Raw genomic sequence first — 14,373 nt, 5'->3', positions numbered from 1 at the left:
TTTGTCGTTTATAATCAGAGTATGTTAAACGGAAAACAGTGACACAGATACGAACAGCGAGAGGTGAGAACCATGATCTATTATCTGATGACAAAAGAAGAACTTGACTTTGCTTTGGAAGAAGAAGAATACTGGCCAGATCACTTTGATGATACAGGATATATTGCATGCGTTTCAGAAGAAGGCATTTCTTCATTGGTAAGTCACCATGAAGAGAATGAGGAACTGGTCCTCTTAACCATCGATGCTCAAAAACTTGAAAGTGCCGTCATCTATGAAGATATAAAAGGTAATCATATGATGAATCCTCATATTTACGGTTTCCTCAACATGGATGCTGTTATCAGCACCGAGAAATTTGACCCTTCGAAAGTAAAAGTGCCCAATTAAGCAAATGTTATTTAAACAGCCTGGCCCTATCATCGATGATAGGGCCAGGCTTTCTTAATGCTTTATTTTTTAACTGTTTGGTTCTCCATATACTCTTCATATGTCATTTTCTTATTCATAATGGAACCATCATTCTGAATCTCAATGATGCGTGTAGCCAGCGTCTGGTTCATCTGCAAGTCATGAGAAGTGAAAATCATTGCGCCTTTAAAGTTAATCAAACCGTTATTCAACGCCGTAATGCTCTCAAGATCAAGATGATTGGTCGGTTCGTCAAGCAATAACACATTGGCTCCGCTAAGCATCATTTTTGACAGCATACATCTGACTTTCTCTCCACCGGACAGGACGGCTGCACTCTTTTTGGCCTCTTCACCGGAAAACAGCATCCTGCCAAGAAAACCACGGATAAATGTCTCCGTCTGATCCTCAGGGGAGTACTGACGTAACCATTCGACAAGAGGCACATCCTGCCCTTCAAAATATTCACTGTTATCTTTCGGAAAATATGCTTGAGATGTGGTGATTCCCCACTTGAACGAACCTTCGTCCGGTTCTGTTTTGCCCATGAGTATTTCCATCAGCGTCGTTTTGGCGATTTCATTCGGTCCAGTCAGTGACACTTTATCATCACGATCCAAACTGAAACTGACATTATCCAAGACCTTTACACCGTTGACTGTTTTCGTGATGCCATCGACGGTTAACAGATCGTTTCCGATTTCACGTTCCGGTTTGAAAGCAATATACGGATATTTTCTTGAGGATGGCTGAATGTCATCCAGTTCGATTTTATCCAAGAGCTTCTTACGTGATGTTGCCTGTTTTGATTTTGACGCATTCGCACTGAATCGTGCAATAAACTGTTTAAGTTCCTCAATCTTTTCTTCTTTCTTTTTATTCTGTTCCTGTGCCATTCGAAGTGCGAGCTGACTTGACTCATACCAAAAATCATAGTTGCCGACATACAGCTGAATCTTACCGAAATCAAGATCAGCAATGTGTGTGCAGACATGGTTCAGGAAGTGACGGTCGTGTGAAACAACAATAACAGTATTTTCGAATTGAATCAAAAATTCTTCAAGCCATTTAATCGCATCAATATCAAGCCCGTTTGTAGGCTCATCGAGAAGCAGGACATCCGGATTTCCGAAAAGCGCCTGAGCAAGCAATACTTTTACTTTTTCAGATTCAGGAAGCTCCGAAAGAGTTTTGTAATGAGCATCTTCATAAATGCCAAGCCCCTTCAAAAGAACAGCTGCATCAGACTCGGCCTCATAACCGTTCATTTCAGCAAATTCACCTTCAAGTTCTGCGGCTCTCATTCCGTCTTCATCAGAGAAATCAGGCTTCATGTAAATCTCGTCTTTTTCCTGCCGTACCTTGTACATTCGTTCATGACCCATCATGACAACATCCAGCACCGTTTGTTCATCATACGCATAGTGATCCTGTCTTAAAACAGCCATTCGGTGATCAGGGGGCATGGAAACTTCGCCTGCCTGTGAATCAATATCGCCAGACAGAATTTTTAAAAACGTGGATTTTCCGGCGCCGTTTGCACCGATCAATCCATAACAGTTACCTGGAGTGAATTTAATATTAACATCTTCAAACAACTTTTGATCTCCAAAACGGAGACTTACACCTTGTACATTTAACATTTTTATACATCATTCCTTCTCATTAAAATCCTCATGAATTATAACATCTTTCACGGAAAAAGACGACCTTATTCTGAACGACTGAGCACTTTGACTGTTACTGACGCTAAATACAGTAAAGAGCGTAGTTGAGTTTAAGGTAAATGGAGCGACACTGACAAGATACAGATCCGGATAAAGGACTCTGTTCTCTGCTCATTGATTAAAACAGAACCGAAAAGAAAGAAATACCAGACCTGGGGAGTTTAAATACTTGATTAATATTTATAATAAGAAGCGTAATACCCTACGTTCACAACTTCGCCACATGTAAGCGGAATCAAAAATTTCTGTGAAGTTATTCACAAATTAGACATGGATTTTTTAATTTGACCGTATTACAATGAAGTCAGTTAAGTTAGTGAAATACTTCACATGATTTTAGGAGGCGATTGAATATGGCAATCGAAGAGAAAGATTTAAAGAAACAGGAAAGTGCTGAACAGATGATTGATCAGCTTGTAAAACGCGGGAAATCAGCTTATGAGGCTTTCCTTCATTACGACCAGGAGCAGATTGATGAAATTGTAAAACAGATGGCACTCGCTGGTCTTGATCAGCATATGCCACTTGCAAAAATGGCTGTGGAAGAAACCGGTCGGGGAGTATATGAAGACAAGATTATCAAAAACATCTTTGCCACTGAATATGTCTATCATGGTATCAAATACGATAAAACTGTCGGTGTAGTCCGCGAAAATGAGCACGAAGAAATGATTGAGATCGCAGAACCTGTCGGCGTTGTTGCAGGTGTCACGCCAGTTACCAATCCGACATCCACGACCATGTTTAAAATTCTGATTGCGATTAAAACAAGAAATCCGATTATCTTCGCCTTCCATCCATCCGCACAAAAATGCAGCGCTAAAGCTGCAAGCATCCTATACGATGCCGCCGTAAAAGCAGGTGCTCCAGAAGGGTGCATTCAGTGGATCGAAAAACCTTCGATTGAAGCAACGCAATCTTTAATGAACCATAACGGGGTAGCTGTTGTTCTTGCCACTGGTGGAGCCGGTATGGTGAAATCGGCATACAGCACAGGAAAACCGGCTCTCGGTGTTGGACCTGGTAACGTACCGTGCTTTATCGAGCGCAGCGCACACATTAAGCAGGCTGTAAACGACCTGATCCTTTCAAAGACGTTCGATAATGGCATGATATGCGCATCTGAACAGGCTGTAATTATCGAAGCTCCGATTTATCAGGAAACCAAAAAAGAACTGATCGACAACAAGTGTCATTTCCTAACAAAAGATGAGAGAGAAAAGGTAGAGAAGCTCGTTATTAACGAAAAAACATGCGCAGTAAACCCGGCAATCGTTGGGATGCCTGCCGCTAAAATTGCAGAAATGGCCGGCGTTACCGTACCTGCAGAAACAAAGATTCTGATCGCTGAGTTAAAAACGGTTGGACCGGAATCACCTTTGTCCCGGGAAAAACTGAGCCCTGTTCTTGCCTGCTATAAGGTAAAAGACCGCGAAGAAGGCTATCAGCGTTCGACAGAAATGCTCGAATTCGGAGGCCTTGGTCACTCCGCAGTCATCCATTCACAGAATGATGAAGTCATCCAGGAATTCGGGATGCGTATGAAAGCGGGACGCATCATCAATAACAGTCCTTCCTCACAAGGCGCCATCGGGGATATTTACAATGGCTATTTGCCATCATTGACTCTCGGGTGCGGTTCTCACGGACACAACTCCGTTTCTCAAAACGTGGGTACGATCAACCTTGTCAATTTCAAAAAAATAGGGAAGAGACGAAATAATATGCAGTGGTTTAAGGTTCCGCCAAAGATCTATTTCGAAAAGAATTCAACGCAATACCTTGAGAAAATGCCGAATATCTCACGTGCCATGATTGTCACGGATGAAATGATGGTCAAGATGGGCTATGTGGATAAAGTGCTTTACTATTTGAATAAACGTCAAGATAAAGTTCAATACGAAATTTTCTCCGATGTCGAAGCGGATCCAAGCATCGAAACAGTGATGAAAGGTGCCGACATGATGCGTACTTTTGAACCGGATGTCATCATCACTCTCGGTGGCGGTTCTCCAATGGATGCAGCGAAAGGTATGTGGCTCTTCTATGAAAATCCCGATCTCGATTTCAACGGATTAAAACAGAAATTCCTGGATATCCGTAAACGGGTTTTCAAATATCCGAAACTCGGTAAACGTGCGCAGTTTGTAGCTATTCCGACAACTTCCGGAACCGGTTCTGAAGTCACATCATTCTCTGTCATTACAGATAAAGCCAATCAGACAAAATATCCGCTTGCGGATTATGAGCTGACTCCAGATGTGGCCATTATCGATCCAGTCTATGTAAAATCTGTACCGCCATCTGTTACAGCAGACACAGGAATGGACGTATTGACACATGCCATTGAAGCATATGTCTCAGTCCTGGCTAATGATTATACAGACGGCCTTGCCATGAAGGCGATTGAACTGGTCTTTGAATACCTGCCGAAAGCTTACCACGATGGAAGTGACGAACTGGCTAGAGAAAAAATGCATAATGCATCTACAATTGCCGGTATGGCCTTTGCCAATGCCTTCCTCGGTATCAATCACAGCCTTGCTCACAAACTGGGTGCTGAGTTCCATATCGCACACGGCAGATCCAACACCATTCTGATGCCGCATGTGATCCGGTACAATGCGAAGAAACCGACGAAATTCACAGCATTCCCAAAATACAGTCACTTTAAGGCAGACGAGCGTTATGCAGATATTGCAAGAAGACTCGGCTTACCTGCAAGTACAACAGAGCAAGGGGTGGAGAGCCTCGTTCAGGCTGTTATCGACCTTGCCAAAGAAATGAAGATCCCTATGAGTATTGCCGAATGCGGTGTTGACAAAAAGGATTTTGAGTCCGTTGTTGATGAACTGGCGGATCGCGCATTCGAAGATCAGTGCACAACGGCTAATCCAAAACTGCCTCTGGTAACTGAACTGGCCGATATCTACCGACAAGCCTATAAAGGAATCAAATAAGACAATAGCCAATCAAAAGACCGGGTCTGATCGCTTTTCATACGATCAGACCCGGTCTTTCTCTGGCTGTGATAATAAAAAATGGAAAAAACCCATTCGCGAGAAGCCTTGCTCTGTCATGTATACGCATCTTATTCAACCGGCGTACCCTGAATAAATCCTTTTTGATCATTCTCATCGATCGAAACAGAGAAGCCATGCTTTTCATAAAAATAAATTAACCTGTCCAAATGATCCCAGTCTCGCTTCACAATATCTCCGGTAATTTGACTGATATTCATCTCAGAGACGTAAGATTTTAAATGGGTCATACAAACAGAGCCCATCCCCTGATCCGGTTCTCCTTTGATGTCATCAATATGAAGAGAAAAACGATCATAATAATGACCCTGTATAGCAAAATCCCAACTGCCATCAAATTTTTCTTTGCAGCTTTTCGTCATTACCTGGCACTGATACCCGTCATCTTTTAAGAAGATCACCGTCCAATTTTCGTGCTTATCAGGTTCAATTCCGAGAACCTGCCATTTTCGGGATATTTCTTTTATATTTTCCCTCATATTCATCAGCTGAAAGAACAGCTCATCGCGTTCCTGTTCAATCTCTTGTACGGTCTGCTCCTGCGGAATCGCAAATGCAGATTGCGAATACATAATGAACCCTCCTGATTTTGTTTTCATCTGTCCGTCTTCTTCTGAGAACATAACTATCCTGTAAAACAGATCCCATGCTGCTTAAAAGACTTCGATTCATTCTGGGTATAAACATGACCCACAAGTTCAGCATTCTATCATGTTTTATTTTCTGAATCAACTCCGGGCAAGTTCGTTGTTGTCACCTTCTGAATTCAGCTATACTTTTGTCAGATAAGGAGTTGAATCAGATGCAGATCAGCGTCGATGTTTTGGAATCAAGGGCCGATCCTTACACATTCGGTTTCAATCAGGGAATCCGCTTACAATCCATGCCGGTTTTTAATAAGCACAGAAAACGATGTAAAAAATCCATCAGATCGTATACTACAGATCTTCAGGAATATACGGACTGGATTAAACAAATCAAACCGGATTTACTTGATGAGTTAAGGGGATTAAGCGATGCAATTGGCTGGAAGACGGAAGATGTCATTCATGAATACGGTGGCTTTCAAAGCTCCTGGGTCAAATCTGGATGTAGTGCGATGATGCCGCCCGGACAATATGTACGAAACTATGACTACCATCCGAAGACGTATGACGGCCGTTTCGTGCTCTATCAGCCGAACTCCGGATATGCCCATATCGGATTTGCACAGCGGGTGATAGGACGTATGGACGGCATGAACAGTGAGGGTCTCGGAGTCGGTTATCATTTTGTAAACAGACTGAGACCGGAAAAAGGATTTATATGCACAACCGTCACAAGACTGATTCTTGAAACCTGCAAAGATGTCGATGAAGCAACCGCACTCCTGTCTTCATTGCCGCACCGGTTTGCATTTAACTATTCGCTGGCCGACGCAAGCGGTCGTTCAGTCGTGATTGAAACGTCATCCAAAGGCGTTCACGTTCACGATGAAACGTTACGTATATGCAGCAATCACTTTTTCTCTGTGGAAAAAGAACACGAAAATCGTAATTTCCTGACTGAAACGAAGGAAAGATATGAGAAACTGCAACAGCAATATCAAGAAGATCTGTCACCGCTTCAGGCATTCACCCGTATTAATCACCTTGATTTCGGTATTGCCAAAACAGATTACAAAAATTCCGCAGGAACCATTCATTCTGCCGTATATGATTTGAGACACTTAAAGGTCTATGCAGGTATTGGAACAGATGCAAAACCTGTCGTCATCAACTTTAAACAATGGTTGTCCGGCACACCGGTTTATTACTCAAAATTAAAAGGCGTGATCCCGGAAATTGAAGGCGCAGAACACCTGGAGGTGCAAACATGAAACAAAACATACTTGACCAATCATTGACTTTGTCATCTTACGCGACATCAAAAAACAGATGGTTTAAGTCTGCCATGAGCGAGGCGATGGCCACAGCTAACCATTCGCCGACCAGCGACCTGATCAATCTTTACCGAATTTGGGCAGAAGGCGGGTCAGGGATAGTCGTAACCGGAAATGTTATGGTTGACCCGTATGCTCTTGGGGAACCGAAAAATGTCGTGCTTACGAAAAACAGTGATCTGAACCGGTTTGAGAAGTGGGCAAAAGCCGGCACTGCCAACGGAACATTACTGCTTATGCAGCTTAATCATCCCGGAAAACAAGTCCTAAAGGGCGTCGTCAATGAAGCTGTTGCACCTTCTGCCGTCCCTTTTCCACCAAAATTTCAGAAATTCTTTCCTCCATGCCGTGCGCTGACCAAAAAAGAAATCTGGAAGATTACCGATCAGTTCGCCCAATCTGCCCGATTGGCTCAAACGGCCGGATTTTCAGGCGTGCAGATTCATGCTGCACACGGTTATTTAATCAGTCAGTTTCTGTCCCCGATACACAACCTGCGGCTTGATGAATACGGCGGGTCCATTCAAAACAGGTTTCGCTTTTTAAGAGATATTTGTCGGTCCGTACGCCAAGCAACAGGATCCTCCTTTACAATCAGCGTCAAGATAAACAGCGCGGATTTCCTGAAATCTGGATTTACTGAAGAGGAGTCTCTCTATGTCATTGGAGAACTAGAGAAAGAGAAAGTGGATCTGGTTGAAATATCGGGTGGAACGTACGAGAAGCCTGCTATGTTCGATAGTCAGATAAAAGATTCAACGAAAAGAAGGGAAGCATACTTTATTGATTTTGCCGAAAAAGTATCACAAAAGGTTCGTGTACCGATTGTACTGACAGGCGGTTTTCGTACGAAAAAGGTAATGGAAGAGGCTTTGATAACCGGTGTGACAGACATGATTGGTGTCGCAAGACCTCTTGCCATCCATCCTGACCTTCCTGCACAGTTTTCCTCTGGATTCGCAGATGAGGTTCACCTTCCGGACATCAAAACCGGATTTCGCGCAATCGACGATGCCGCTTTGCTCGAATTAATGTGGTACGCAAGGCAGCTTCACAGGCATGGAGCGGGAAAGCCGGTCAGACCTGGACTTTCAGCACATTCAACGCTACTGTACAGTATATTAAAAAATGGCACGGATATTTTTCAATTGAGACGAGTTTGAACGACGCTGAATTCTTCGGAAAGATGAAAAAGATGTTTAAGATGTGAACTTTTCGTGAAAATGTTATATGTACGTTACATTACAAAACGAGGAGTGTTATACATGTCAGAGAAAATTCTAACAACTTCAGCAACCGTAACCGGTGGACGCGAAGGACACGTTAAATCAGATACAGGTGTCATTGATCTCGATTTATCCATGCCGAAGGGAAAAGACCTGCCGACAGACGCGACGAATCCTGAACAGCTTTTTGCAGCAGGTTATGCAGCCTGTTTTGATGGTGCGTTGAACCTGATGGCATCCAAAGCCAAAAAAGACATTTCCTCTACGCTCACAGCATCTGTAAGCCTGATCAAAGATCCGGAAGATGGCGGATTTATGATTGGTGTCCATTTAAAAGCTGAAATTAAAGGTGCAAGCCAGGAAGAAGCTGAGGACTTAGTCCACAAAGCTCATGACTTCTGCCCATATTCTAAAGCAACCCGGGGTAATATTGATGTAACACTTGAAGTGACAACGGCCTGATAGACTGATTTTCTGAAGAGCACCATAACCGTCAAACAGAAATACAACCTCCTTCAAGTCTCCCACGGATTTGAAGGAGGTTTTTTATCCATTTTACATGATGCAAAACCGCGTTTTACTGCTTCGCGCAAATTCGCGTCATCCAACTGACAAGATTACCAATCCGATAGTCACGTCCTGGATGAAATGTCTGCATGAATGTCAATCTTTCTATATAATAGAGAGACGAATGATTGATAGGAGTGATTGTCATGTCAAATTATGAAATTGCCACATTTGCGGGAGGCTGTTTTTGGTGTATGGTTCAGCCGTTTGAAGAACAGCCCGGGATTATCCAGGTATCGTCAGGTTATATGGGCGGACATCTTGACCGTCCAACTTATAAAGATGTCAAATCAGGAACCAGCGGCCATCGTGAAGTCGTTCAGATCACCTTTGATCCGGATCTGTTCCCTTATGAAAAACTGTTGTCGCTTTATTGGCCGCAGATTGATCCCACTGATCCGGACGGACAGTTCATCGACAGAGGTGATCAGTATAAAACTGCGATTTTTTATCATAACGAGAAACAGAAAACAGCGGCTGAACAGAGCCGTAAAGAAATCGAACAAAACGGCCCATTCACAAAACCGATCGTCACAGATATTCTTCCGGCATCCCGGTTTTATGAAGCGGAAGAAGAACATCAGGCCTTCCACAGAAAAAATCCTGAAGCCTATAAAGAAGAACGTCTCACATCAGGCCGAGACCAGTTTATCAACGAAAATTGGAAAGGAGGGGAGGATCATTGAATACGAAGGCGTTCGAAGAAGAGATAAAGCACTATGATACGGATGCTGTTCTGATTTTTGAAAACGGAGAGTCTGTATATCAGTATGAGCAATCACCTGGCAATCTCCAGGCTCTTCATAAAATCAACTCTGTTACCAAGTCGATTTTGGGTTTGCTTATAGGCATCGCCATTGAAAAAGGGCATTTCCCCGGCATTCATGAAAAAGTCTGTGAACATGTGAGTGATGACAGGGTTCACCCTTCCGTTACAATATCGCAATTACTGACACTCAGTGGTACAAATAATCCTGATGCCTGGTGGCACTATATCAATGAGAAAACACCATTCCATGAATTACTGGATACATATGCATCTAATTCTCGTGAGATGCGTTATAATAATACTGATTCCCATATTTTACGTGAAATACTTGAATCTTCTTCACAGGCGGATCCGTACGAGTATATACAAGAGAACCTGTTCACATACCTTGATATTAAAGAGGCGGACTGGATCAAGGATCATCTTGGCAAACGGATCGGTGGCTATGGCATGTATATCAAACCGGCGGATCTCATGAGTATTGCCGAACTCATCCGCAATAAAGGAATTGTAAACGGTATAGAAATTGTTTCAGAAGAATGGATCGACGATATGACATCGCCACTGACTGATGCACCTCAACCGAATCAGTCTTATGGCTATCACTGGTGGCACAGCGCATTTACAGGAACACAGCCCGAGTTTGTGTATGCAGCCGGTATGCAGGGGAACTTTGCAGTGATCGTTCCGGAACAAAACAGATCCATCGTCATTTGTTCCTCTCTCGAAAGAAAAAACAGCTTGGAACCGTTCCACGCTATGCTCAAACATCTCATCAAGTAATCAGGCCTATGCACTCTGGCCATAGCTATTGGAGGCACAATTTATGGACTGGTATTCCGTCGTAGTCATTATCCTGTTCTTTTTTAACTTTACATTCGCCGGTCTGATAATTTTCATTGAACGAAAAGATGCAACCGCGACCTGGGCCTGGCTCATGATCCTATTCTTAGTGCCGTATGTCGGGCTGATCCTTTATATCTTCTTGGGTCAGAATCTGACAAGAAGGCGGCTCTTCAATTGGGAAGGCGTTCAAAAGGTCGGAATCGTGGACCGTATTTCAGAACAAATGATTCAACTGCGTGACAAGAGTTTTTCATTTAACAATAATACGGTTGACAGATACCGGGATCTGATTTACATGCATTTGGTGAATAATGATGCCGTTCTTACCAAAGGAAACGCCATTGATATCTTTCATGACGGACAGGATAAATTTGATCAGCTGATTGACGATATCCGCGCCGCAAACCATCACATTCATTTGCAATATTACATTTTCAGAAATGATGAACTGGGAAAGAAGATCATTTACGAGTTAACCGAGAAAGCCAAACAGGGTGTATCGGTGCGTGTGTTGTATGATGAGCTCGGTTCGAGAAAACTGCGAAGAAAACACTTCAAAAGCCTGGCCGATGCAGGCGGGAAAATCGGTGTCTTTTTTCCATCAAAAGTTTCCCTTATTAATATACGGCTGAATTACCGCAATCATCGTAAACTTGTCATTATTGACGGAGAAATCGGATATGTTGGCGGATTTAACATCGGTGATGAGTATCTCGGTAAATCAGAGAAGTTCGGCTATTGGCGCGATACACATCTCCGTATTCGCGGTGAAGCTGTCGATCCGATGCAAACCCGGTTCATTCTTGACTGGAACCAGGCATCAAAAAGTGAGCCGATCCAATACGACCCGGCTTATTTCCCTGATAAAGACCATTTGGGCAATGCTGCGATTCAAATGGTATCCAGCGGCCCGGATTCTCCATACGAACAAATTAAAAACGGCTACATTAAATTGATCTTCGAGGCTGAAGAATCGATCTACATTCAGACGCCTTACTTCATTCCTGACAAGAGTCTTCTCGATGCAGTTCAGATCGCAAGCTTATCCGGAAAAGACGTCAGAGTGATGATTCCGAACAAACCGGACCATCCGTTTGTCTATTGGGCAACTTACTCTCATATCGGACAAATCCTTGAAACCGGGGCACGCGTATTTATATACGAAGGCGGATTTATTCACTCAAAAAATGTCGTCATCGACGGAAAAATCTGCTCAGTCGGTACGGCCAACATTGATATGCGAAGCTTTAAGCTGAATTTTGAGATCAATGCCTTTATTTATGACATTGAAACATCCGGAAGGGTGGTCAGTGATTTCATGGAAGATATGAATCATTCGGTGGAATTAACACTGGCAATGTATAAAAGACGCTCAAAATACATTCGTTTCAAAGAATCAATTTCCCGATTATTATCACCAGTGCTGTAAGGACGCCGTTTATAGGCGTTCTTATTTTATTCACAAATGCATATTCATAAATTACTTTACATAAACATGTTGAAATCATCTGAATATCGATGTATACTAATGAGAAAATATTCAGTTACAGAGGTGAACGCAGTGAAAACAGTCGGCATTGCGGGCGGCACCGGTTATGGTGCACTCGAGTTACTCAGGTTAATCCAAAATCATCGTCACCTTAAGGTGGTCGCTTTATTTTCACACCGGCAAACCGAAATGGCGATTTATGAGGAATACCCTCATTTGACCGGTATTAACAACTTACAGCTTGAAATGTTACACGAAGAGGCCGTTAAGGATCTCGATGTGTTGATTTTTGCAACGCCTAAGGGAGTGGCGAAAGAATGGGTACACAAGCTCCGGCGAGATGATCTGCAAATCATCGACCTGTCAGGTGATCTGAGACTGAGTGCCGAAGAATACAGAACCTGGTACAAAGAAGAACCTGCAAGCGATCGTATTCTCGGTGAAGCTGTATACGGATTGCCTGAATGGAACCGAGATCTGGTTATGGAAAGCCGCTTGATCTCGAATCCCGGATGTTTTCCTACAGCCTCACTTCTAGCACTTCTTCCTCTTAAGGAACTGCTTCGAGACACTTCTGACTCAACGATCATCATTGACGGGAAAACAGGCGTTTCAGGTGCAGGGCGAAGCAGTACACCGCTGACACATTTTTCTAATACAAATGAGAATTTTCAGCCATATAAAACCGGTGGGCATCAGCATTTACCTGAAATTGAGCGATACGCATCCGCCATGACGGACAAAGAGGTGAAAATCCAGTTCACCACTCACCTTGTCCCCATGACACGTGGCTTGATGTGCACGGTATACGTACCAGTGAATAAAGAAATCGGTGCCGCAGATATTCGACATGCTTTTGCATCCGCCTATCAGAACGAACCATTCGTCAGGCTCCTTCCAGACGGCATGATGCCAACTACAAAAGGCGTATACGGCAGTAATTATTGTGACATCGGACTATACTACAACGAAAATACCGGATGGCTTACCATCTGTTCGGCCATTGATAATCTTGTTAAAGGCGCATCAGGACAAGCCCTTCAAAATCTGAATGCGATGAACGGCTGGAATGAGACGGAAGGCCTCCTTGGTCATCCATTGTTCCCATAAACACAACCATTTGAGAGGAGTTTATATTCATGATGACAACCACTGACGAACAGACCGTGACGATACTAGATCAGGGACATGTAACAAGCCCTAAAGGATTCAAAGCCGGAGGTGTTCATTGCGGGTTGCGAAAAACCAAATTGGACTTTGGTTGGATTCATTCTGATAAGCCGGCAAACGCAGCCGGTGTTTATACATTGAATTCATTCAAAGCCGCTCCTCTGCATGTTACGAAAGCTGCCATCGACAGCAACGGGAAAATACAGACGATCATTACAAACAGCGCTGTTGCCAACTCGTGCACCGGTCCGGAAGGTGAGGAAAATGCAAAACTCATGCAACAGCTCGCGGCTGAAAAAATGCATGTGAACGTTCAGGACGTCGCTGTCTTGTCTACAGGTGTTATCGGGGTTCAACTGCCAATGAATGAAATTAAACAGGGCATTCAATCCATGACGCATGACGAGAACTACGGTGCAGAACGCTTTGAACAGGCCATATTGACGACAGATACCGTAACAAAGCACACGGCCGTAACCTGCATAATTGACGGTCACAAGATCACAATTGGCGGTGCTGCGAAAGGGTCGGGGATGATTCACCCCAACATGGCGACAATGCTCGCATATATGACGACAGATGCCAACGTCGGGCAAAAGGCCCTGCAACATGTATTATCTGATGTCACGAATGACACATACAATATGATTACCGTAGATGGGGACTCAAGTACAAACGATACCGTATTGTTTCTCGCAAATGGCGAACAGCCCAATCAGGAACTGACTCCTGAACATCCTGAATGGCCGGTATTTAAAGAAGCGGTTAAGACCGTTGCAGAAACGCTGGCCAAAAAGATTGCCCAGGACGGTGAAGGGGCTACAAAACTGGTTGCGGTGCATGTGCAGAATGCCTCTTCAAAGCCATCAGCACGAAAAGTCGCAAAAGCAGTGATATCTTCCAATCTTGTCAAAACCGCCGTATATGGCGCTGATCCCAACTGGGGGCGCATTGTCTGTGCTGTGGGGTACAGTGAAGAACCGGTTGACCCGAACATCGTCGAGGTAAAACTCGGTCCGACAACGGTCGTTTCAGACGGACTCCCTGTCGCATTCGATGAGAGCAAATCCAAAGAATATCTGTCGAATGAGCAAATCGACATCTATGTCAACCTGAATCAAGGTAATGAAAATGCATGTGCATGGGGATGCGATTTAACCTATCAATACGTCAAGATCAATGCCAGTTACAGAACGTAAGGAGTCG

At 43.6% G+C, this 14,373-nt stretch carries 12 protein-coding genes; 10 read left to right on the top strand and 2 right to left on the bottom strand.

The features are described from left to right. Positions 1 to 72: 72 nt before the first annotated feature. Positions 73 to 390, top strand: coding sequence for a DUF952 domain-containing protein (locus BSEL_RS10115; protein WP_013172906.1), 318 nt, complete (start codon positions 73 to 75; stop codon positions 388 to 390). A gap of 62 nt (positions 391 to 452) precedes the next feature. Here BSEL_RS10115 and BSEL_RS10110 read toward each other — a convergent pair whose 3' ends face one another. Beyond that, on the bottom strand, positions 453 to 2,054 hold the full coding sequence (locus BSEL_RS10110; RefSeq protein ID WP_013172905.1) for an ABC-F family ATP-binding cassette domain-containing protein: 1,602 nt from the start codon (positions 2,052 to 2,054) through the stop codon (positions 453 to 455). Between the two features lie 437 nt (positions 2,055 to 2,491). Here BSEL_RS10110 and adhE point away from each other — a divergent pair, with 437 nt between their 5' ends. Continuing rightward, positions 2,492 to 5,098, top strand: a complete 2,607-nt coding sequence (gene adhE / locus BSEL_RS10105; RefSeq protein WP_013172904.1) for a bifunctional acetaldehyde-CoA/alcohol dehydrogenase — start codon at positions 2,492 to 2,494, stop codon at positions 5,096 to 5,098. Positions 5,099 to 5,229: 131 nt separating this feature from the next. Here the strand turns inward: adhE and BSEL_RS10100 are convergent, their stop codons facing one another. Beyond that, positions 5,230 to 5,751 (bottom strand): hypothetical protein, encoded by a 522-nt coding sequence (locus tag BSEL_RS10100; RefSeq protein WP_013172903.1) that lies wholly within the window; start codon positions 5,749 to 5,751, stop codon positions 5,230 to 5,232. A gap of 230 nt (positions 5,752 to 5,981) precedes the next feature. Between BSEL_RS10100 and BSEL_RS10095 the strand changes: the two genes are divergently transcribed. The 8 genes from BSEL_RS10095 (at position 5,982) to argJ (ending at position 14,366) form a co-directional block, all read left to right on the top strand. Further along, a complete protein-coding gene (locus tag BSEL_RS10095; protein ID WP_013172902.1) occupies positions 5,982 to 7,037 on the top strand; it encodes a C45 family autoproteolytic acyltransferase/hydolase in 1,056 nt (351 codons plus the stop codon). After that, entirely contained in the window at positions 7,034 to 8,263 is a 1,230-nt protein-coding gene (locus BSEL_RS10090) for an NADH:flavin oxidoreductase/NADH oxidase family protein (RefSeq protein ID WP_013172901.1), read from the top strand. Before BSEL_RS10095 ends, BSEL_RS10090 begins: the two co-directional genes overlap by 4 nt. Positions 8,264 to 8,365: 102 nt before the next feature. Continuing rightward, entirely contained in the window at positions 8,366 to 8,788 is a 423-nt protein-coding gene (locus BSEL_RS10085) for an organic hydroperoxide resistance protein (RefSeq protein ID WP_013172900.1), read from the top strand. Positions 8,789 to 9,039: 251 nt separating this feature from the next. Continuing rightward, complete coding sequence (gene msrA / locus BSEL_RS10080; protein ID WP_013172899.1) at positions 9,040 to 9,579, top strand: peptide-methionine (S)-S-oxide reductase MsrA; 540 nt, start codon at positions 9,040 to 9,042, stop codon at positions 9,577 to 9,579. Beyond that, positions 9,576 to 10,445 carry a serine hydrolase domain-containing protein gene (locus tag BSEL_RS10075; protein ID WP_013172898.1) on the top strand — a complete coding sequence of 290 codons (870 nt, stop codon included), beginning with the start codon at positions 9,576 to 9,578 and terminating at the stop codon, positions 10,443 to 10,445. Before msrA ends, BSEL_RS10075 begins: the two co-directional genes overlap by 4 nt. 43 nt (positions 10,446 to 10,488) lie before the next feature. Then, positions 10,489 to 11,937 carry a cardiolipin synthase gene (gene cls, locus BSEL_RS10070; protein ID WP_013172897.1) on the top strand — a complete coding sequence of 483 codons (1,449 nt, stop codon included), beginning with the start codon at positions 10,489 to 10,491 and terminating at the stop codon, positions 11,935 to 11,937. A 132-nt stretch (positions 11,938 to 12,069) separates the two neighbouring features. Continuing rightward, entirely contained in the window at positions 12,070 to 13,107 is a 1,038-nt protein-coding gene (gene argC, locus BSEL_RS10065; protein WP_013172896.1) for an N-acetyl-gamma-glutamyl-phosphate reductase, read from the top strand. A gap of 32 nt (positions 13,108 to 13,139) precedes the next feature. Further along, a complete protein-coding gene (gene argJ / locus BSEL_RS10060; RefSeq protein ID WP_041582412.1) occupies positions 13,140 to 14,366 on the top strand; it encodes a bifunctional glutamate N-acetyltransferase/amino-acid acetyltransferase ArgJ in 1,227 nt (408 codons plus the stop codon). Positions 14,367 to 14,373: the final 7 nt, after the last annotated feature.

Source organism: [Bacillus] selenitireducens MLS10, assembly GCF_000093085.1.
Classification (GTDB): domain Bacteria; phylum Bacillota; class Bacilli; order Bacillales; family Salisediminibacteriaceae; genus Salisediminibacterium; species Salisediminibacterium selenitireducens.
Note: the sequence above shows the minus strand (reverse complement) of the source record. Positions and strands in the feature narration are given on the sequence as shown.

Excerpts from the sequence above, each read along its gene's own strand:
- BSEL_RS10115 (WP_013172906.1), top strand. The coding sequence starts at position 73 with ATGATCTATTATCTGATGACAAAAGAAGAACTTGACTTTGCTTTGGAA.
- BSEL_RS10110 (WP_013172905.1), bottom strand. The coding sequence starts at position 2,054 with ATGTTAAATGTACAAGGTGTAAGTCTCCGTTTTGGAGATCAAAAGTTG.
- adhE (WP_013172904.1), top strand. The coding sequence starts at position 2,492 with ATGGCAATCGAAGAGAAAGATTTAAAGAAACAGGAAAGTGCTGAACAG.
- BSEL_RS10100 (WP_013172903.1), bottom strand. The coding sequence starts at position 5,751 with ATGTATTCGCAATCTGCATTTGCGATTCCGCAGGAGCAGACCGTACAA.
- BSEL_RS10095 (WP_013172902.1), top strand. The coding sequence starts at position 5,982 with ATGCAGATCAGCGTCGATGTTTTGGAATCAAGGGCCGATCCTTACACA.
- BSEL_RS10090 (WP_013172901.1), top strand. The coding sequence starts at position 7,034 with ATGAAACAAAACATACTTGACCAATCATTGACTTTGTCATCTTACGCG.
- BSEL_RS10085 (WP_013172900.1), top strand. The coding sequence starts at position 8,366 with ATGTCAGAGAAAATTCTAACAACTTCAGCAACCGTAACCGGTGGACGC.
- msrA (WP_013172899.1), top strand. The coding sequence starts at position 9,040 with ATGTCAAATTATGAAATTGCCACATTTGCGGGAGGCTGTTTTTGGTGT.
- cls (WP_013172897.1), top strand. The coding sequence starts at position 10,489 with ATGGACTGGTATTCCGTCGTAGTCATTATCCTGTTCTTTTTTAACTTT.
- argJ (WP_041582412.1), top strand. The coding sequence starts at position 13,140 with ATGACAACCACTGACGAACAGACCGTGACGATACTAGATCAGGGACAT.